This is a genomic window from Streptomyces sp. F001, from assembly GCF_004187715.1.
GTDB lineage: Bacteria > Actinomycetota > Actinomycetes > Streptomycetales > Streptomycetaceae > Streptomyces > Streptomyces flavusporus.
In genome coordinates, this window is sequence record NZ_QZWF01000006.1 from 169,237 (window position 1) to 188,212 (window position 18,976).

Genomic DNA, 18,976 nt, shown 5'->3' on the forward strand with positions numbered 1-18,976 from the left:
CAGGGGCTCCTCGATATCAGACCGCTATCGGTGTGTAGACGGAGTTCTTCTGGGCGCTCTCCTCCACCGCCGCGAGGACGCGCTGCACCTGGAGCCCGTCGGCGAAGGAGGGTTCGGGCCGGCGGCCCTCGGCGACGGCGTGGACCAGGTCGCGGGCCTGGTGGACGAAGCTGTGCTCGTAGCCGAGGCCGTGGCCCGGCGGCCACCAGGCCTCCAGGTAGGGGTGGTCGGGCTCGGTGACGAGGATGCGGCGGAAGCCGGCGTGTACGTCGGGTTCGGTGCCGTCGTGGTACCAGAGCTCGTTGAGCCGCTCCAGGTCGAAGGCCAACGAGCCTCGTTCGCCGTTGAGTTCGATGCGCAGGGCGTTCTTGCGGCCGGTGGCGTACCGGGTGGCCTCGAAGGAGGCGAGCGCACCGGAGGCGAAGCGGGCGGTGAACACGGCGGCGTCGTCGACGGTCACCTGTCCGGTGCCGGCGGCCGTGACCGCGGACAGGCCTCGCGCGGAGCCGCCCGGCAGTGGGCGCTCCCGCACGAACGTCTCGGTGAGCGCGGAGACCCCGGCCAGCTGCTCGCCCGCCAGGTACTGCGCCAGGTCGACGATGTGCGCCCCGAGGTCGCCGAGCGAGCCGGAGCCGGCCAGTTCCTTGCGCAGCCGCCAGGTCAGCGGGGCCTGCGGGTCGACCAGCCAGTCCTGGAGGTACGTCACACGGACGTGCCGCAGGGTGCCGATCCGGCCCTCGGCGACCATCCGGCGGGCCAGCGCGGTGGCGGGCAGGCGGCGGTAGTTGAAGCCGACCATCGCCAACTGGCCGCGCTCGTACGCGGTTTCGGCGGCGGCCGCCATCGTCTCGGCCTCCTCGACGGTGTTCGCGAGGGGCTTCTCGCACAGGACGTGCTTGCCGGCGGCGAGCGCGGCCAGGGCGATCTCGGCATGGCTGTCGCCGGGGGTGCAGATGTCGACCAGGTCGACGTCGTCGCGGGCGATCAGGGCACGCCACTCGGTCTCGGCCGCCGCCCAGCCGTGCCGGTCGGCCGCCGCCCGCACGGCGGTCGCGTCCCGCCCGCAGATCGCGGCCAGCACCGGGCGCCGGGGCAGGTCGAAGACGCGGCCCACGGTGCGCCAGCCCTGGGAGTGGGCGGCGCCCATGAAGGCGTAGCCGACCATGCCGATGCGCAGCGGAGGCTTCTCGGACTCGGCCCCTTCGGACGTTTGCGGCTGTGCCATACGGATGTCCTCCTCGTCGTCGTGGCGCGGTGGGGGGTGGGGGCCCGACCTCAGGGCCTGTCTTCCGGGCCGGCCCGGGGTCGCGGGGGCTGGGCCGGAAGACATGCCCTCGATGTCCGGTCGGGCCGTCGAGCAGGGCGCCTCACTGGAAGCCGGTGGACATGTACTGGTCGACGTTGGTCTTGTCGACCACGGCCGAGTAGAGGGTGATCGACGCCGGGATCTCGTACTCGGCGAGGCCGCCGACGCCCTTGCCCTGGCCGAGGGCGCGGGCCAGGTCGATCGCGGAGGCGGCCATGGTGGGCGGGTAGAGGACGGTCGCCTTCAGGACGCCGTTGTCCTGCTCGATGGCCTGGAAGGCGGAGAGCGCGCCCGCGCCGCCCACCATCAGGAAGTCGTCACGGCCGGCCTGCTCGATGGCGCGCAGCGCGCCCACGCCCTGGTCGTCGTCGTGGTTCCACAGGGCGTCGAACTTCGACTGCGCCTGGAGGAGCTGGGCCATCTTGGCCTGGCCGGACTCCACGGTGAACTCGGCGGCCTGGCGGGCCACCTTCCGGATGTTGGGGTAGTTCTTCAGCGCGTCGTCGAAGCCCTTGGTGCGCTGCTGGGTCAGTTCCAGGTTGTCCAGCCCTGCCAGTTCGATGACCCGGGCGTTGGACTTGTCCTTGAGCTTCTCGCCGATGTAGTGGCCGGCGTTGAGGCCCATACCGTAGTTGTCGCCGCCGATCCAGCAGCGGTACGCCTGCGGGGTGTTGAAGATCCGGTCGAGGTTGACGACCGGGATGCCCGCGCGCATCGCCTTGAGCCCGACCTGGGTGAGCGCCTTGCCGTCGGCGGGCAGCACGACCAGGACGTCGACCTTCTTGTTGATCAGCGTTTCGATCTGACCGATCTGCGCGGCCGTGTCGTTGGAGCCCTCGGTGATCTCCAGGGTCACGTCCTCGTACTTCTCGGCACGGCTCTTGGCGTTGTCGTTGATGGCGTTGAGCCAGCCGTGGTCGGCCTGCGGACCGGCGAAGCCGATGGTGACCTGCTTGCCCGGCTGGTCGTCGGCGGCCGGCTGGTTGCTGTCGGCAGCCTCACCCTTCTCCTTGGGCTCGTTACTCGTGCAACCGGCGAGGAGGGCACCGGCCGAGACGGCGGCGGTCCCGAAGAGCAGTCCTCTGCGTGTGGGGAGCTGTGACATGGCGGTGAACCCTTTCCTCAGGTCGTGCTCGCGGTACGGCGCTGGACCAGCACGGCGGCGACGATGATCGCGCCCTTGGCGATCTGCTGGACGTCGCTCTGCAGGTTGTTCAGGGCGAAGATGTTGGTGATCGTGGTGAAGATCAGGACGCCGAGCACGGAGCCGACGATGGTGCCGCGGCCGCCGCTGAGCAGGGTGCCGCCGATGATCGCGGCGGCGATGGCGTCGAGTTCGTAGAGGTTGCCGTTGGTGTTCTGACCGGAGCCGGACAGGATGATCAGCAGGAAGGCGGCGATACCGCAGCACAGTCCGGACAGCAGGTAGAGGTAGAGCCGCTGGCGGCGGACGTCGATGCCGGCCAGCCGGGCCGCCTCCGCGTTGCCGCCGACGGCGACGGTGCGGCGGCCGAAGGTGGTGCGGTTCAGGATCAGCCAGCCGATGATCGTGACCACGGCGAAGACCAGGACGAGCGGCGGGATGCCGAGTATGTACGCGTCGCGTTCGCCGAGGTCGAGGATGCCGTCGACGGTGACGATCTGCGTCTTGCCGTCGGTGATCTGCAACGCCAGGCCGCGCGCCGAGGCCAGCATGGCGAGGGTGGCGATGAACGGGACCATCCCGCCGTACGCGATGAGCAGTCCGTTGACCAGGCCGCAGCCGAGGCCGACGAGCACCGAGGTGAAGAGGATGCCGCCGAAACCGTACTCCTGGGTGGCGACGGTGGTCGCCCACACCGAGGCGAGGGCGACGATCGCGCCGACCGACAGGTCGATGCCGCCGGAGGTGATGACGAAGGTCATGCCGACGGTGACGACGCCGATCACCGAGGCCTGGGTGAGGACGAGTTGGAGGTTGCGGGTGTCGAGGAACTCGTCCGGCTTGGTGATGCCGCCGATGACGACCAGCGCGGCGAGCACGCCGAGAAGGGACAGGGTGCGGACATCGGCGCGGGCCATGAGGCCGCGCCAGGCGGGGAGTTGACCGACCGGCGGCACCTTGTCGGTGCTGCCCCGCGGCGGGGAGACGGGCTGCGTCATGACGCCGGGCTTCCTTCCATCACGAGGTCGAGTACGCGGTGTTCGTCGAGTTCACGGGCGGGGGCGGTGTGGACGACGCGGCCCTCGCGGAGCACCAGGACGCGGTCGGCCAGGCCCAGCACCTCGGGTACTTCACTGGAGACCAGCAGGACGGCGAGCCCCTCGTCGGCGAGCCGGCGGACCACCGCGTAGAGCTCGGCGCGGGCGCCCACGTCGACTCCGCGGGTGGGTTCGTCCAGCAGCAGGACGCGGCAGCCCCGCAGCAGCCAGCGGGCCAGGACGGCCTTCTGCTGGTTGCCGCCGGAGAGGGTGCGCACCGGCACGGAGGGGTTGTCGGGTCGCAGCGACAGTTCGCGGGTCGCCGCCCGTGCGGCGCCCAGCTCTGCTCCGCGGTCGATCCAACCGCCGCGGGAGAAGCGGGACATGGAGGAGACCGAGACGTTACGGGTGACCGACTCCAGCATCAGCAGGGCCTGCGCCTTGCGTTCCTCGGGCGCGAGTCCGAGTCCGGCGCGGACGGCGGCGCGCACGCTGCCGGGCTTCAGCGGCCGTCCGTCGACCAGCACCTGGCCGGAACTCGGCTTGCGGGCACCGTAGATCGTCTCCAGGATCTCGGACCGCCCGGAACCGACGAGCCCGGCCAGACCGACGATCTCACCGGGCCGCACGCTCAGGTCGAACGCCTCGAACTCGCCGTCCCGGGCCAGTTGCCGGACCTCGAGCAGCGGCTCGCCCTGCGCCGGTGCGGCCGGCCGGTCGGGGAAGACGTACTCGACGTTGCGTCCGGTCATCAGCGCCACCACCTCACGCGTCGGCGTCGACTTCGCGGGCAGCCCGCCCGCCACCGCCCGTCCGTCCTTCAGGACGGTGACCCGGTCGCCGATGCGGCGGATCTCCTCCAGGCGGTGCGAGATGTAGACCACGGCGACACCGTCGGCGGTGAGGTCGCCGACGATCCGGAAGAGGTTGTCGACCTCGTCGGGGTCGAGGGCGGCGGACGGTTCGTCCATCACGATCAGCCGTACGTCGTGGGAGAGCGCGCGTGCCATGGAGACGATCTGCTGCTGGGCCGCCGACAGCTCGCCGACCAGACGTGCGGGGTCTATCTCGGGATGTCCGAGTCGCTTCAGCAGCTGGGCGGTCGACGCCTTGGCGGACTTTCGCCGTACGACGAAACCGGCGGCCGTGGGTTCATGGCCCAGGTGTACGTTCTCGGCCACCGACAGATGCTCCACCAGGTCGAGTTCCTGGTAGATGGTGGCGATGCCGAGGCGCATGGCGGCGATGGGCGAGCGGAGGGTGACCGCCTCGCCGCGCCAGCGGATCGTGCCGTCGTCGGGCTGGTGGGCGCCCGCCAGGACCTTGATGAGCGTGGACTTCCCGGCGCCGTTCTGGCCGAGCAGACAGTGCACTTCACCGGCCTGGACGTCGAGGTCGACGCCGTCCAGGGCGCGGACGCCGGGGAACGACTTGGTGATGCCGGACATGCTGAGCAGCGGTGGTTCTGGTGCCATGTGGGTTCCCCTTGGCGGGCGTGCGGGCCGGTTCAGGGCAGGGCGAAGCAGAGCAGGGTGCGGTGCTGGACGAACTGTGGTGCGAGGTCTCGTTACGCGGGTGAGAACAAGTGGTCGCTGATCAGTCGGGCCGCGCCGATGACTCCGGCGGTGGGGCCCAACTCCCCCAGAACGATGGGCAGGTTGCCGGTCGCCAGGGGCAGCGACTGGCGGTAGACCTGGGTGCGGAGCGCGGCGAGCAGGGTGTGGCCGAGGCCGGTCACCCCTCCGCCGATCACCACCAGGCCGGGGTTGAAGAAGCTGACCAGGCCGGCGATGACCTGGCCGGTGCGGTTGCCGCCCTCGCGGATCAGCTCGAGGGCGGTGGCATCGCCGGCGGCGGCCGCGGCGGCGACGTCGATCGCGGTGAGGCTGCCGTTCGCCTCCAGCCTGGTCGCGAGCTCGGCGGAGAGCCCCTGTTGAGCCGCCTCCAGCGCGTCGCGGGCGAGTGCCGCACCACTGAAGTGGGCCTCCAGGCAGCCCCGGTTGCCACAGGCGCACGGACGTCCGTCGGGCACGGCCTGGATGTGCCCGATGTCGCCCGCGGAACCGGTCGTACCACGGTGGACCGCACCGCCGACGACGATGCCGCAGCCGATGCCGGTGCCGATCTTGACGCAGAGGAAGTCGCCCACGGAACGGGCGACGCCCGCGTGCATCTCCCCCATCGCCATCAGGTTCACGTCGTTGTCGACCATGACCGGACAGCCGAGTTCCTGACTGAGCGCCTCCCGCACCGGGAAGCCGTCCCAGCCCGGCATGATCGGCGGCGCCACGGGGACGCCCTCGGGGAACCGGACCGGACCGGGGACACCGATGCCGGCGCCGTCGAAGCCCTCGGCGAGCCCCGACGCCTTCAGCTTGGCGGCCATGGCCAGGACCTGCTCGAAGACCGCGACGGGACCCTCACGCACCTCCATCGGCTGGGTGATGTGCCCCAGGATCTCCAACTCGGCGTTGGTGACCGCGACATCGATGGAGGTCGCGCCGATGTCGACGCCGAGGAAGCGCAGGTTCGGTGCCAGCCGGATGTTGTGCGAGCGGCGTCCGCCGCGCGAGGCGGCGAGTCCGTCGGCGACGACCAGGCCCGTCTCCAGGAGCCGGTCCACCTCCACGGCCAGCTTGGACCGCGACAGGTCGACCTGATCGCCCAGCTGAGCCCGGGAGTTGGGCCCGCCGTCGCGCAACAGCTTCAGCAGCCTGGCCTGGTGGGCGTTCGCGGGTCGTGCCGTCATGCGTCTCACAAGCCCCTCCCCGCCTCGAATCGGCCATCGCTGTCCGGCTTTCGAGGGGAACGTAGCAGCGGCTGCCGGAGGGGGGAAGAAGTCACGCAGGAATTCGCGCAGACTTTTTCCACTGACAGGACAAAGGCTCGACACCCCCAGGTGCCGGGCCGGTGAGGCAGGCTCAAGATGTCGCCCGCGCGTGGTACGACCGCCGGGTGTGCTCCGTGTGCTCCCGCATCAGCTGCGTGGCCCGCTGCTCGTCCCGTTCGGTGATCGCGGCGATCAGGGCGCGATGCTCGATCCAGGACTGCTTGCCGCGCTGCCGGGCGACCGGCGTGTAGTACCAGCGCACCCGGCGGTCCACCTGGGCGGCGAGTTCGGCGAGGACCGCGTTCCCCGCCAGTTCCATGATCTTCGCGTGGAAGCGAGCGTTGAGCGCCACCGCCCCGTCCACGTCGTCGGCGGCGACCGCGCCCTCGCCCTCGGCGCACAGCTCCTCCAGGGCGGCGACACCCGCGCTGCCCGCATTGGCGGCGGCGAGCCGGGCCGCCTCGGCCTCCAGGAGCGTACGGACCGTCAGCAGTTGGTCGGCCTCCTCCTCGGTGGGCTCGTGCACGAACGCGCCCTGGGCGGGCCGCAGATCGACCCAGCCTTCGGTGTTCAGCCGCTGCAACGCCTCGCGCACCGGCTGCCGGGAGACGCCGAGATGCCCGGCCAGTTCACTCTCGACCAGGTGCTGACCGGGCTGGAGGGCGCGGGTGGTGATGAGTTCCAGCAGCGCCTCGTAGACGCGATCACGCAGCGGACCGGGCCGTTCGAGCTTGGGCACCGCCCCCTGCGGCAGTCCTGTCGACAACATCGGTCCCCCTCCTCGGCAGGCCGTGCACAGCAGCCGTAAAGCCAATGGAAAGACAGTATCAATTGTCTTTCGTCTACAGTCTACGGCGCACAAGTGCCAGGCCCCGGCGGAGTCGATCGCGTCACACCCTGCGGTCCGCGCAGGTCAGGGACACCGGACGACCTGCCCGGCGTACGACAGGTTCCCACCGAAGCCGAACAGCAGCACCGGATCCCCGGTCGAGATCGCGCCCTGCTCCACCAGCTTGGAGAACGCCAGCGGGATACTGGCGGCCGAAGTGTTGCCGGACTCGGAGACGTCGCGCGCGACGACCGCGTTCACCGCGCCGAGCTTCTCGGCGAGCGGCTCGATGATGCGCAGGTTGGCCTGGTGCAGCACGACGGCGGCGAGGTCCTCAGGAGCGAAGCCGGCACGCTCGCAGGCCTGGCGGGCGAGGGGCGGCAGTCGGGTGGTCGCCCAGCGGTAGACGCTCTGGCCCTCCTGCGCGAACCGCGCGGGCTCGCCCTCGATACGCACGGCGTGCCCCATCTCGGGCACGGATCCCCACAGCACAGGCCCCACACCCGGCTCCTCGGCGGCCTCCACGACGGCGGCCCCCGCTCCGTCGCCGACGAGCACACACGTCGTCCGGTCCGTCCAGTCGGTGACGTCGGACATCTTGTCGGCGCCGACGACCAGCGCCCGGCTCGCCGCACCCGCGCGCACGGTGTGGTCGGCGGTCGCGAGGGCGTGGGTGAAACCGGCGCACACCACGTTGATGTCCATCGCGGCGGGACGGGGGATGCCGAGCCGGGCGGCGACGCGGGCGGCCATGTTCGGGGAGCGGTCGACGGCCGTCGAGGTGGCGACGAGGACCAGATCGATGTCGCCGGGAGCCCGTCCGGCCGCTGCGAGCGCCTTGGCCGCGGCGTGTGCGGCCAGCTCGTCGACCGGCTCGTCAGGGCCGGCGATGTGCCGGGTCCGGATGCCGACGCGGGACGTGATCCACTCGTCGCTCGTGTCGACCATGCCCGCCAGGTCCTCGTTCGTGAGCACTCTGGCGGGCTGGTAGTGGCCGACGGCGGCGATCCGCGAGCCCTTCATGGTGGTCCCCTCCTTGCTGCGGTTAGCAGGGATCACCAGTCTGATCAGTGACTCATGGGTACGACGGCACGTGAAGCCACAGGAATCGACCACCCGGTTTGTCGGCTTCCCTCAGATTCCCGGACGCCCGACGACCTCCCGGTCACCCGGTGAACAGCTGGGTGGCCTTCCGTACGAGTTCGTACAGGCCGTACGCGAGTGGCGCCCCCACCCACAGCCAGGCGAAGGCGATCAGGGGCCGCCGGTCAGGCGGACTCTGGCTGCTGTCGTCGGACATCGGCGGCCTCCCTCGGGGCGGACAGGTGGTGTCGGGGGTGGACGGGGCGGACCAGTTCGTTGGCGACGAAGCCGACGACGAGCAGCCCGATCATGATGACGAACGACAGCCCGTACAGGGACGCGCCGTGCCTGCCGGCCTCCTCCTGCCGGTCGGCGATCCAGTTGACGATCAGCGGACCGAGCACACCGGCCGTGGACCAGGCGGTGAGCAGCCGTCCGTGGATGGCACCGACCTGGTAGGTGCCGAAGAGGTCCTTCAAGTAGGCGGGGATGGTGGCGAACCCGCCGCCGTAGAAGGACAGGATCACCAGCGCGCACAGGATGAACAGTGGCTTGGAGGAGTCGCCGAACAGCGCGATGAGCAGGTACATCAGCGCGCCCGCGCCGAGGTAGACGCGGTAGATGTTCTTGCGCCCGATCAGGTCGGACGTCGACGACCAGCCGATGCGGCCCGCCATGTTGGCCGCCGAGAGCAGGGCGACGAATCCGGCGGCCGCCGTCACCGAGACCGGCGTGGAGGTGTCGGCGAAGAAGTCCGTGATCATCGGTGCGGCCTTCTCCAGGATGCCGATGCCGGCGGACACGTTCATGCAGAGCACGACCCACAGGCACCAGAACTGCGGGGTGCGCACGGCGTTTCGCGCCGACACCTGCACGCCCTCGACCACACTCGGCCCGTCGGCCACCGGCTTCTCGGTCCGCGGCACCCGCACCAGCAGCACGCCGAGCAGCATGAACACGGCGTACGACAGCCCGTGCACAAGGAAGGCGAGCGCGATCCCGGAGTGATCCGAACCGAACGACTCCAGCATCTGGGCCGACCAGGGGGAGGCGATGAGCGCGCCACCGCCGAAGCCCATGATGGCGATGCCGGTGGCCATGCCGGGCCGGTCCGGGAACCACTTGATCAGTGTGGAGACGGGCGAGATGTAGCCGATGCCCAGGCCGATCCCGCCGACGAAGCCGTAGCCGAGGACGATCAGCCAGTACTGCTCCGTCGCCGCACCGAGCGCGGAGAGCAGAAAGCCCGACGAGAAGCACACCAGCGCCACCGTCATCGCCCAGCGCGGCCCCTTGCGCTCCACGAGCGTGCCGCCGAACGCGGCCGACAGACCGAGCATGACGATGCCGAGCTGGAAGGGCAGCGCACTCTGCGTGCCGCTGAGACCGAGCGCGGATTCGAGTGGCGGCTTGAACACGCTCCAGGCGTAGGCCTGGCCGATGGACAGGTGGACGGAGAGCGCGGCGGGCGGCACCAGCCACCGGCTCCATCCCGGGGGTGCGACGGGGGGACTCATGATCCCGAACGGTAGGAAGGAAGAAGGGAGTTGAGAAGTCGACGCGTCGACCGTATGCGGTGAACGGTATCCCGGGCGCGACGAACGGTCAGCGCTCGAACTCTTGCCGACCCAACTTCCATACTGTAGACAATATTTCGTCGACAAGACATGAAACCGTCGTCGACCACCCCGGACCCACCCCGACCACCTCCGCGGTATCCCTCAAACCGAACGGAGTTGTCCCCGTGAAAGTCGCAATCCTCGGCGCCGGTGCGATCGGCGCCTACGTCGGCGCCGCGCTCCACCGCGCGGGTGCCGATGTGCATCTCATCGCCCGTGGACCGCATCTGGCGGCCATGAGGCAGCACGGAGTGCAGGTGCTCAGCCCGCGCGGCGACTTCACCGCGCACCCCCACGCCACCGACGACCCGGCCGAGGTCGGCCCGGTCGACTATGTCTTCCTGGGCCTGAAGGCCAACTCGTACGCGGCGTGCGGGCCGCTGATCGAGCCGCTGCTGCACGACACCACGGCGGTCGTGGCCGCCCAGAACGGCATCCCCTGGTGGTACTTCCACCGGCACGGCGGCCCCCACGACGGCCACCGCGTCGAGAGCGTGGACCCGGACGGCGCGGTCAGTGCGGTGCTCGCGCCCGAACGGGCCGTCGGCTGTGTCGTCTACGCGGCCACCGAGCTCGAAGGGCCGGGTGTCGTACGGCACTTGGAAGGCACCCGGTTCTCCATCGGCGAGCCCGACCGCAGCGTGTCCCGGCGGTGTCTCGCCCTCAGCGAGGCCATGCAGACCGGCGGGCTGAAGTGCCCGGTCGAGCCGGACCTGCGCAACGACATCTGGCTGAAGCTGCTCGGCAACATCTCCTTCAACCCGATCAGCGCGCTGGCCCGCGCGACCATGCGGCAGATGTGCCTGCACGGCGGCACCCGCAGAGTCATCGAGATCATGATGACCGAGACCCTCTCCGTCGCCGAGGCCCTCGGCTGCACGGTGGGCGTCTCCATCGAACGCCGCCTCGCGGGCGCCGAGAAGGTCGGCGACCACCGCACCTCCACGCTCCAGGACCTGGAGCGCGGCAAGCCGCTGGAACTCGACGTACTCCTGGCTGCCGTCGTCGAGTTGGCGGACATCACCGGCGTGGACGTGCCCACCCTGCGCACCGTGCACGCCATCTCGGACCTGCTCGCGCTGAGGAGCGCCGCATGAGGAAACGCCAGTCCACGAAGACGTACACCCGGCTCACCCATCCCCTGGTCCGCGACTCCCGCGACGAGCCGCTGCGCCGGGCCACCTGGGACGAGGCGCTCGAGCGGACCGCCCGGGGCCTTGCGGCAGCCCGCGGCGCGTTCGGCATGTTCTCGTGCGCCCGCGCCACCAACGAGATGAACTACGTGGCGCAGAAGTTCGCCCGTGTGGTCATGGGCACCAACAACGTCGACTCCTGCAACCGCACCTGCCACGCGCCGAGCGTCGCGGGCCTGTCCGCCGCCTTCGGCTCGGGCGGCGGGACCTCCTCGTACGAGGAGATCGAGCACACCGACGTCATCGTGATGTGGGGCTCCAACGCCCGCTTCGCGCACCCGATCTTCTTCCAGCACGTACTGAAGGGGATCAGGAACGGTGCCCGGATGTACGCGGTCGACCCGCGGCGGACGAGCACCGCCGAGTGGGCGGAGAGCTGGCTCGGCCTGAACGTCGGCACGGACATTCCGATGGCCCACGCCATCGGCCGCGAGATCATCCACGCCGGCCTGGCCAACGAGGCGTTCATCGAGCGGGCGACCAGCGGCTTCGAGGAGTACCGGGCGCTCGTCGAGCCGTGGACGCTGTCCCTCGCCGAGAAGGTGACCGGCGTACCCGCCGCCGCCATCCGGGAGCTGGCGCACGCCTACGCCCGAGCCGAGCGCGCCCAGCTGTGCTGGACCCTCGGCATCACCGAGCACCACAACGGCACCGACAACGTCCGCGCCCTGATCAACCTGTCCCTGCTGACCGGCCACGTCGGCCGCTACGGCGCCGGGCTCCAGCCGCTGCGCGGCCAGAACAACGTCCAGGGCGGCGGCGACATGGGGGCCATCCCCAACCGCCTGCCCGGGTTCCAGGACATCCTCGACGCGGACACCCGGCTCAAGTTCGAGTCGGCCTGGGACACCGTCATCCAGCCGCACTACGGGCTGAACCTGACCGAGATGTTCGAGGCGATGGAGGAGGGCACGCTCAGGGCCGTCTACTGCATCGGCGAGAACCCGGCGCAGTCGGAGGCGGACAGCGGGCAGGCGGTGCGGCGGCTGCAGGCCCTGGACTTCCTGGTCGTCCAGGACATCTTCCTGACGAAGACCGCCGAACTGGCCGACGTCGTCCTGCCCGCCACCGCCGGCTGGGCGGAGACCGAGGGCACGACCACCAACAGCGAGCGCCGGGTCCAGCGCGTACGCCGGGCCGTGACTCCGCCCGGCGAGGCCCGCGAGGACATCGACATCATCTGCGACCTGGCGGCCCGGCTCGGCCACGCATGGAAGTACGCCGACGCCGAGGCGGTCTGGAACGAGCTCAGGTCGGTGTCCCCGGACCACTACGGGATGACGTACGAGCGCCTGGAGGAGCACCAGGGCATCCAGTGGCCCTGCCCCAGCACCGAGCGGCTCGAACCGGCCTATCTGCACGGCCGGCTGTGGGAGACCGACCCGGCGAAACGGGGCAGGCTCGCGCCCTTCGGGCTGGTGCAGCACGATCCGCCCGTCGACCTCACCGACGAGGAGTACCCGATCCGGCTCACCACCGGGCGGCGGCTCGACTCCTACAACACCGGTGTGCAGAGCGGCGGTTTCGCCTCCCCGCTCCGGCGCGGCGAGTACGTCGAGCTGTGCCCGGAGGACGCCGAGCGGTACGGGGTCGTGGTCGGCGAGGAGGTCCGGGTGACCTCACGGCGCGGCTCGGTCGTGGCGCCGGTGTGGGTCGACCCGGCACTGCGGCCCGGGCTCGCCTTCATGACCATGCACTTTCCCGACGAGGTGGACACCAACCAGCTCACGATCGAGGCGAACTGCCCGATCGCGGGGACGGCGGAGTTCAAGGCGTCGGCGATCCGGATCGAGAAGCTCCCCGTCGCGACCATTGTGAGGTGACGCAAGTGGACCTGCACTTCGGCGACAGCAAACCGACGGATGACGAACGGGCGGCCGTCGACGCCCTGCTCGGGCCTCCGGAGTCCTCCTGGGAGGGCGCCGACCGCTCCGATGCCGACCTGAGGTGGGCGCGCGGTGGCCGCGAGGCCCGGGACCGTCGCGATCTGCTGTTGCCGGGGCTGCATGCGATCAACGACCGGGTCGGCTGGATCAGCGAGGGTGCCCTGGACTACCTGTGCCGCCGGCTGACCGTGCCGCCGGCGGAGGCGTACGGGGTGGCCACCTTCTACGCCATGTTCTCCGTCCGGCCCCGGCCGGCGACCGTGCTCCATGTGTGCACGGACCTGGCGTGCCAGGCCGCCGGGGCGGCGGAGCTGTGCGCGGGGATCGAGGCCCGGCTGGGGGCCGGTGTCTCCATCGAGCGCAGTCCGTGCCTGGGCCTGTGCGAACGTGCCCCGGCCGCGCTGGCGATCAGGGCGGGGGATCCGGTCCGTACGGCGGTCTCGGCGCCGACGACCGTGCACGAGGCCGTCCTCGCCGCCACCTCGCCCGACTCGGCGCCCGAGGAGCCGCCGGCCGCGATGGCGGTGCCCCAGGCGGGCTCCCCCGGGCTGACGCTCCTGCGCCGCGTCGGCGTGGTGGACCCGTCGTCGCTCGACGACTACCGCGCCCACGGCGGCTACACCGCCCTGCGTCGCGCCTTCGAGCTCGGCCCCGCCGGAGTCATCCGCGAGGTCACTGACTCCGGCCTGGTCGGACGCGGCGGCGCCGCCTTCCCCACCGGCCGCAAATGGCAGGCCACGGCATCCCAGCCCGACCACCCGCACTACCTCGTCTGCAACGCCGACGAGTCCGAGCCCGGCACCTTCAAGGACCGCGTGATCATGGAGGGCGACCCGTACGCGCTGGTCGAGGCGATGACCGTCGCGGCGTACGCGACCGGCGCGCACAAGGGCTACCTCTACCTTCGTGGTGAGTACCCGCGCGCCCTGCACCGCCTGGAGCACGCCATCACCCAGGCACGCGCGCGGGGCCTGCTCGGCGACGACGTCCTCGGCCAGGGGTACGCCTTCGACATCGAGATCCGTCGGGGCGCGGGCGCGTACATCTGCGGCGAGGAGACGGCGCTGTTCAACTCCATCGAGGGCTACCGGGGCGAGCCGCGCTCGAAACCGCCGTTCCCCGTGGAGAAGGGCCTGTTCGGCAAACCGACGGTGGAGAACAACGTCGAGACGCTGGTCAACGTGCTGCCGATCCTGACGATGGGGGCACCGGCGTACGCGGCGATCGGCACGGAGAAGTCCACCGGACCGAAGCTGTTCTGCGTGTCGGGGAGTGTGGAGCGGCCCGGGATCTACGAGCTCCCCTTCGGTGCCACCCTGGGCGAGCTGCTGGAGCTGGCCGGGGTGCGCCAGGGCCTGCGGGCCGTGCTCCTCGGCGGCGCCGCGGGCGGCTTCGTACGCGCCGACGAACTCGGCATCCCGCTCACCTTCGAAGGCACCCGCGAGGCCGGCACGACGCTCGGTTCGGGGGTCGTCATGGCCTTCGACGACACCGTCCCGCTGCCCCGGCTGCTGCTGCGCATCGCCGAGTTCTTCCGCGACGAGTCGTGCGGGCAGTGCGTGCCGTGCCGGGTCGGGACGGTGCGGCAGGAGGAGGCGCTGCACCGGATCGTGGAGCGCACGGGCGCCGCTGCCGCCGACGACATCGCACTGCTCAGGGAGGTCGGCCGCGCGATGCGGGACGCCTCGATCTGCGGTCTGGGGCAGACCGCGTGGAACGCCGTGGAATCCGCCATCGACCGTCTGGGGGCGTACGAATGACCGCGATACCGCTGGGAGTGCCGCGCCGGCTGGTCGAGTTCACCATCGACGGCGAGGAGGCCCGCGTCCCGGAGGGCTCGACCGTCCTCGACGCCTGCCGGGCCGCCGGGAAGGACATCCCGACCCTCTGCCAGGGCGACACTCTGACGCCCAAGAACGCCTGCCGGGTCTGCATGGTGGAGGTCGAGGGCTCCCGCACCCTGGTCCCGGCCTGTTCCCGCAGGGCGGAGCCCGGCATGGCGGTGCACACCGACACCGAGCGCGCCCGGCACAGCCGCAAGCTCGTCCTCGAACTCCTCGCCTCCTCGGTCGACTTGTCGACCACTCCCCAGGTCGCCGGCTGGATCAAGGAGTACGAGGCGAAGCCGGACCGCTTCGGCCCGGACGCGGCCCGCCTGGGCGAGGAGCCGAAGGTCGACAACGATCTGTACGTGCGTGACTACGACAAGTGCATCCTCTGCTACAAGTGCGTCGACGCCTGCGGCGAGCAGTGGCAGAACACCTTCGCGATCTCCGTCGCGGGCCGGGGCTTCGACGCCCGGATCGCGGTCGAGCACGACGCCCCGCTCACCGACTCCGCGTGCGTGTACTGCGGGAACTGCATCGAGGTGTGCCCGACGGGAGCGCTGTCCTTCAAGTCGGAGTTCGACATGCGGGCGGCGGGCACCTGGGACGAGTCGCAGCAGACCGAGACGACCACCGTCTGCGCGTACTGCGGAGTGGGCTGCAACCTCACGCTGCACGTGCAGGACAATGAGATCGTGAAGGTCACCTCGCCGCACGACAACCCGGTGACCCACGGCAACCTGTGCATCAAGGGCCGCTTCGGCTACCAGCACGTACAGAACCGGGACTGATGGGGACATGGGACGAGTCACGGAACGACGCAAGGTGATCCGCATCCGGGACGGGGCGGTCTCCGCCCGTCCGGACACGCTCGTCGCCGAGGAACCCCTGGAGATCCGGCTGAACGGCAAGCCGCTCGCGATCACCATGCGCACTCCGGGTGACGACTTCGCGCTCGCCGCGGGGTTCCTGGTGAGCGAGGGGGTACTGGCCGAGCGGACGGACCTGCAGAACATCGTCTACTGCGCCGGGGCGACGCAGGACGGCTCGAACACGTACAACGTGGTGGACGTGAAGACCGCGCCGGGCGTCGCGATTCCCGACATCACGCTGGAGCGGAACGTCTACACCACCTCCTCCTGCGGGCTGTGCGGCAAGGCGAGCCTGGACGCGGTCCGTACGACGGCCCGCTGGCCCATCGCCGACACTCCCCCGGTCCGGGTGGAGCCCGAGCTGCTCGCAAGCCTCCCCGACCGGCTGCGCGCGGCCCAGCGGGTCTTCGACCGGACCGGGGGTCTGCACGCGGCGGCCCTGTTCGCCGAGGACGGGGAGCTGCTCGACATCCGTGAGGACGTGGGCCGGCACAACGCAGTCGACAAGCTGGTCGGCCGCGCCCTGCAGAGCGGCGGTCTGCCCCTGTCCCGCACGATCCTGCTGGTGTCCGGCCGCGCCTCCTTCGAGCTGGCGCAGAAGGCCGTGATGGCGGGCATCCCGGTACTGGCCGCGGTCTCGGCGCCCTCGTCGCTGGCCGTGGACCTGGCCGTGGAGAGCGGGCTGACCCTCGTGGGCTTCCTGCGGGGCAACTCCATGAACGTGTACGCGGGCGAGGACCGCATCGCCCTGCGGACCGCGGCCGCCCAGGGCTGACGGTTCCCCGCGGCACGGCGGCGGGGCCCCGACCGGCGGGGAGCGCCCCCTGCGCCGCAGGGGTCCCGCCTCACGCCTTGTCATGAGCGCGCCTAATTTCGCGACGAGGTTTCAGTTGACGTGCGCTCAGACAACCACTTCCCCAGTCGTGTTGTCCGAGCACGTTTCTTGTGGTGTGTCGCTGCCACCAACTACCCTCTGTGACGCGTAGGTTCGACGTGGGATGTCCCGATGTTCTGACAAATGAAGGGCGGGTCACTGCATGCCGTCGAGACTTCGCGCACGTCTGAGAGCCACCCTCACCGCGGGCGTCGTCATGACGGCGACAGCCGTCCTGCCCGACCCGGTGCAAGCCCAACCCGCCATGGCTGCCCCGCAGTTCGAGCAGCAGGTGCTCTTCAGGACGTCGCAGGATCCCGGCTACGCCTGCTTCCGGATCCCGGCCATCGTGCAGACCGCCGAGGGCACGCTGCTCGCGTTCGCCGAGGGCCGCGTCCTCAACTGCGGAGACGCGGCCGACATCGACATCGTGATGAAGCGCTCCACCGACGGCGGCCGCACCTGGGGCCCGCTCCAGGTCGTCAACGACGGCGCCGGCGACACTCACGGCAACCCGGCCCCGATCGTCGACCGCGAGACCGGCCGGATCCTGCTGGCCCAGACCTACAACACGGGCCGTACGGACAGCGGCAACTGTGAGGTCCCGTGCGACCGCCGGCCCCATCTGCAGTACAGCGACGACGACGGCCGCACCTGGTCCGATCCGCGCGACCTCAGCCCGCAGATCATGCCCGCGCACTGGAACTCCTGGTACGCCACCGGTCCCGTGCACGGCATCCAGCTCACCCGGGGCAGCCGCGCCGGCCGGCTGGTCTTCGGCGTCAACACCGAGACGTGGGACGGCACCAGGGTCACCGGGAACCACGCCGCCCTCATCGTGAGCGACGACGGCGGCGACACCTGGCGGGTCGGCGCCAACGACTCCTGGCCGATCGCGTTCGACGGCACCTTCCGGCAGAAGCCCTCGGAAGTCACCCTGACCGAGCACACCGACGGCTCGCTCCTGGTCAGCGGCCGCGAACAGGACGGCACCGACCTCGGACACCGCACCCAGACCGTCAGCCGCGACGGCGGCGACAGCTTCGCCACCCGCTTCCGGTCCGTCCCGGACCTCTACGCGCCCCAGGTCCAGGGCGCCACGCTGCGCCTCGGCAACCGGATGCTGCTGTCCTGCCCCGGTGACCCCGACCGCCGCCGGACGATGATGATCCGCTCCTCCTACGACGGCGGCCGCACCTGGGAGAGCGTGGACCGCGGAACCGTGGTCACCCAGGACTGGTCCGGCTACTCCGACCTGGCGCCGATCGACGACAGCACCGTCGGCCTGCTGTACGAGGCCGGCACGGTCGACGCCCGCGACGAGATCCGCTTCGCCCGCTTCAACGAGGAGTGGCTGAAGCCGCGCCGCGGCGCCGACCCGACCACGCCCGACCATGCCGTGCTCGGCGAGCCGGCGGCCGTACTCGGCGGCGCCGAGCGCACCAGCGGTGTATCGGGCGGCGCGCTGGCCTTCGACGGCACCGACGACGCCGTACGTCTGCCGTACCGCCCCCAACTTCCGCTCGACACCAAGGAGTTCACCGCCTCGCTGTGGTTCCGCTACACCGCCGAGAGCGGAGAGCAGCCGCTGCTGTGGATGGGTGGGGTGGGTACCAGCCAGCCCCAGGTCTGGCTGCGCGGTGAGCCCGCCGCGGGCCGGGTACGCGGCCTGATCAATACCCGGGAGGACGCGACGACCGTACGGTCGGCATCCGTGGACACCACCGCCGCCCACAACGACGGCCGGTGGCACCACCTCGCACTGCGCCGTGGCGACGGGCGGCTGACCCTGTTCATCGACGGCAGGCCCAGCAGCACGGCGGACGTGCCCGGCTCCGTGAGCCGCAACTCGCCGTTCGGCGTGCACATCGGCCAGAGCATGGACAGTCGGGCCTTCTTCACCGGGGCCATCGACGAGGTCCGCGTCTGGGACCGGGCGCTCAGCGACAGCGAGATCGCCGACGTACACCAGACGCACACCGGCCCGGACTTCGACAACGTGCTGTGGCTCCCCATGGACCAGGTGGCCGCCGGCGCAGATCGCGGCGGGCACGTTGCCGCGGGCGATCGAGGTGAAGGCGATCGACGACTGGATGGTCGACGGGACGAGGGTGAGGAAGAGCAGGCCCGTCCACAGCGAGTGGGTGAGAACGACCGGCTCAGCCGGCGGGACGAGGGTGAGGAAGAGCAGGCCCGTCCACAGCGAGTGGGTGAGAACGACCGGCTCAGCCGGCGGGACGAGGGTGAGGAAGAGCAGGCCCGTCCACAGCGAGTGGGTGAGAACGACCGGCTCAGCCGGCGGGACGAGGGTGAGGAAGAGCAGGCCCGTCCACAGCGAGTGGGTGAGAACGACCGGCTCAGCCGGCGGGCGGCGAGGCCGAGCAGCGGGAACACGACGAAGGTGCAGGCGAGGACGGTGACATGCAGCCGCCAGTGCCTGAGCCCGTCCAGCGCCTCACGGGTGGACAGCCGGGCGC

General features: G+C 70.8%; 14 protein-coding genes and 2 pseudogenes. 6 read left to right on the top strand and 10 right to left on the bottom strand.

The window, feature by feature from the left end:
* Positions 1-16 precede the first annotated feature (16 nt).
* The 9 genes from StrepF001_RS23640 to StrepF001_RS23675 all read right to left on the bottom strand — a co-directional run bounded on the left by StrepF001_RS23640 (position 17) and on the right by StrepF001_RS23675 (position 9,746).
* Positions 17-1,225, bottom strand: a complete 1,209-nt coding sequence (locus tag StrepF001_RS23640; RefSeq protein WP_129800225.1) for a Gfo/Idh/MocA family oxidoreductase — start codon at positions 1,223-1,225, stop codon at positions 17-19.
* Between the two features lie 142 nt (positions 1,226-1,367).
* Complete coding sequence (locus StrepF001_RS23645; RefSeq protein ID WP_129800226.1) at positions 1,368-2,411, bottom strand: substrate-binding domain-containing protein; 1,044 nt, start codon at positions 2,409-2,411, stop codon at positions 1,368-1,370.
* A gap of 17 nt (positions 2,412-2,428) precedes the next feature.
* Positions 2,429-3,448: an ABC transporter permease gene (locus tag StrepF001_RS23650; protein ID WP_129800227.1), complete on the bottom strand. Its 1,020-nt coding sequence runs from the start codon at positions 3,446-3,448 to the stop codon at positions 2,429-2,431.
* Entirely contained in the window at positions 3,445-4,962 is a 1,518-nt protein-coding gene (locus tag StrepF001_RS23655) for a sugar ABC transporter ATP-binding protein (RefSeq protein WP_129800228.1), read from the bottom strand. Before StrepF001_RS23655 ends, StrepF001_RS23650 begins: the two co-directional genes overlap by 4 nt.
* 92 nt (positions 4,963-5,054) lie before the next feature.
* On the bottom strand, positions 5,055-6,236 hold the full coding sequence (locus tag StrepF001_RS23660) for an ROK family transcriptional regulator (protein WP_129800229.1): 1,182 nt from the start codon (positions 6,234-6,236) through the stop codon (positions 5,055-5,057).
* 172 nt (positions 6,237-6,408) lie between these two features.
* On the bottom strand, positions 6,409-7,086 hold the full coding sequence (locus StrepF001_RS23665; RefSeq protein WP_129800230.1) for a GntR family transcriptional regulator: 678 nt from the start codon (positions 7,084-7,086) through the stop codon (positions 6,409-6,411).
* A 144-nt stretch (positions 7,087-7,230) separates the two neighbouring features.
* Positions 7,231-8,169: a beta-ketoacyl-ACP synthase III gene (locus StrepF001_RS23670; RefSeq protein WP_129800231.1), complete on the bottom strand. Its 939-nt coding sequence runs from the start codon at positions 8,167-8,169 to the stop codon at positions 7,231-7,233.
* 142 nt (positions 8,170-8,311) lie between these two features.
* Positions 8,312-8,446, bottom strand: a complete 135-nt coding sequence (locus StrepF001_RS49580) for a hypothetical protein (RefSeq protein ID WP_263579290.1) — start codon at positions 8,444-8,446, stop codon at positions 8,312-8,314.
* Positions 8,415-9,746 (bottom strand): OFA family MFS transporter, encoded by a 1,332-nt coding sequence (locus StrepF001_RS23675; RefSeq protein WP_129800232.1) that lies wholly within the window; start codon positions 9,744-9,746, stop codon positions 8,415-8,417. The genes StrepF001_RS49580 and StrepF001_RS23675 overlap by 32 nt, the downstream gene beginning before the upstream one ends.
* Positions 9,747-9,973: 227 nt before the next feature.
* On the opposite strand from StrepF001_RS23675, the gene StrepF001_RS23680 reads away from it, so the two are divergent.
* From StrepF001_RS23680 to StrepF001_RS23705, 6 genes and pseudogenes are all read left to right on the top strand, one after another.
* Positions 9,974-10,945, top strand: a complete 972-nt coding sequence (locus tag StrepF001_RS23680; RefSeq protein ID WP_129800233.1) for a 2-dehydropantoate 2-reductase — start codon at positions 9,974-9,976, stop codon at positions 10,943-10,945.
* Entirely contained in the window at positions 10,942-12,864 is a 1,923-nt protein-coding gene (locus StrepF001_RS23685) for a molybdopterin-dependent oxidoreductase (protein ID WP_129800234.1), read from the top strand. The genes StrepF001_RS23680 and StrepF001_RS23685 overlap by 4 nt, the downstream gene beginning before the upstream one ends.
* A 5-nt stretch (positions 12,865-12,869) precedes the next feature.
* On the top strand, positions 12,870-14,687 hold the full coding sequence (locus StrepF001_RS23690; protein WP_129800390.1) for an NADH-ubiquinone oxidoreductase-F iron-sulfur binding region domain-containing protein: 1,818 nt from the start codon (positions 12,870-12,872) through the stop codon (positions 14,685-14,687).
* The gene (locus tag StrepF001_RS23695; protein ID WP_129800235.1) at positions 14,684-15,544 is read left to right on the top strand and encodes a 2Fe-2S iron-sulfur cluster-binding protein; all 861 of its coding nucleotides are present in this window, start codon (positions 14,684-14,686) and stop codon (positions 15,542-15,544) included. Before StrepF001_RS23690 ends, StrepF001_RS23695 begins: the two co-directional genes overlap by 4 nt.
* Positions 15,545-15,551: 7 nt before the next feature.
* The gene (gene fdhD, locus StrepF001_RS23700; protein ID WP_129800236.1) at positions 15,552-16,400 is read left to right on the top strand and encodes a formate dehydrogenase accessory sulfurtransferase FdhD; all 849 of its coding nucleotides are present in this window, start codon (positions 15,552-15,554) and stop codon (positions 16,398-16,400) included.
* A gap of 262 nt (positions 16,401-16,662) precedes the next feature.
* Positions 16,663-18,525: pseudogene (locus StrepF001_RS23705) on the top strand (sialidase family protein); the annotation flags it as partial.
* A 3-nt stretch (positions 18,526-18,528) separates the two neighbouring features.
* Here the strand turns inward: StrepF001_RS23705 and StrepF001_RS48220 are convergent.
* A pseudogene (locus StrepF001_RS48220) lies at positions 18,529-18,976 on the bottom strand (bile acid:sodium symporter); the annotation flags it as partial.

What these genes read in the sequence shown, in the direction of transcription:
- StrepF001_RS23695 (WP_129800235.1), top strand. Translation starts at nt 14,684, where the DNA reads ATGACCGCGATACCGCTGGGAGTGCCGCGCCGGCTGGTCGAGTTCACC.
- fdhD (WP_129800236.1), top strand. Translation starts at nt 15,552, where the DNA reads ATGGGACGAGTCACGGAACGACGCAAGGTGATCCGCATCCGGGACGGG.
- StrepF001_RS23655 (WP_129800228.1), bottom strand. Translation starts at nt 4,962, where the DNA reads ATGGCACCAGAACCACCGCTGCTCAGCATGTCCGGCATCACCAAGTCG.
- StrepF001_RS23645 (WP_129800226.1), bottom strand. Translation starts at nt 2,411, where the DNA reads ATGTCACAGCTCCCCACACGCAGAGGACTGCTCTTCGGGACCGCCGCC.
- StrepF001_RS23650 (WP_129800227.1), bottom strand. Translation starts at nt 3,448, where the DNA reads ATGACGCAGCCCGTCTCCCCGCCGCGGGGCAGCACCGACAAGGTGCCG.
- StrepF001_RS23665 (WP_129800230.1), bottom strand. Translation starts at nt 7,086, where the DNA reads ATGTTGTCGACAGGACTGCCGCAGGGGGCGGTGCCCAAGCTCGAACGG.
- StrepF001_RS49580 (WP_263579290.1), bottom strand. Translation starts at nt 8,446, where the DNA reads ATGTCCGACGACAGCAGCCAGAGTCCGCCTGACCGGCGGCCCCTGATC.
- StrepF001_RS23670 (WP_129800231.1), bottom strand. Translation starts at nt 8,169, where the DNA reads ATGAAGGGCTCGCGGATCGCCGCCGTCGGCCACTACCAGCCCGCCAGA.
- StrepF001_RS23675 (WP_129800232.1), bottom strand. Translation starts at nt 9,746, where the DNA reads ATGAGTCCCCCCGTCGCACCCCCGGGATGGAGCCGGTGGCTGGTGCCG.
- StrepF001_RS23685 (WP_129800234.1), top strand. Translation starts at nt 10,942, where the DNA reads ATGAGGAAACGCCAGTCCACGAAGACGTACACCCGGCTCACCCATCCC.
- StrepF001_RS23660 (WP_129800229.1), bottom strand. Translation starts at nt 6,236, where the DNA reads ATGACGGCACGACCCGCGAACGCCCACCAGGCCAGGCTGCTGAAGCTG.
- StrepF001_RS23640 (WP_129800225.1), bottom strand. Translation starts at nt 1,225, where the DNA reads ATGGCACAGCCGCAAACGTCCGAAGGGGCCGAGTCCGAGAAGCCTCCG.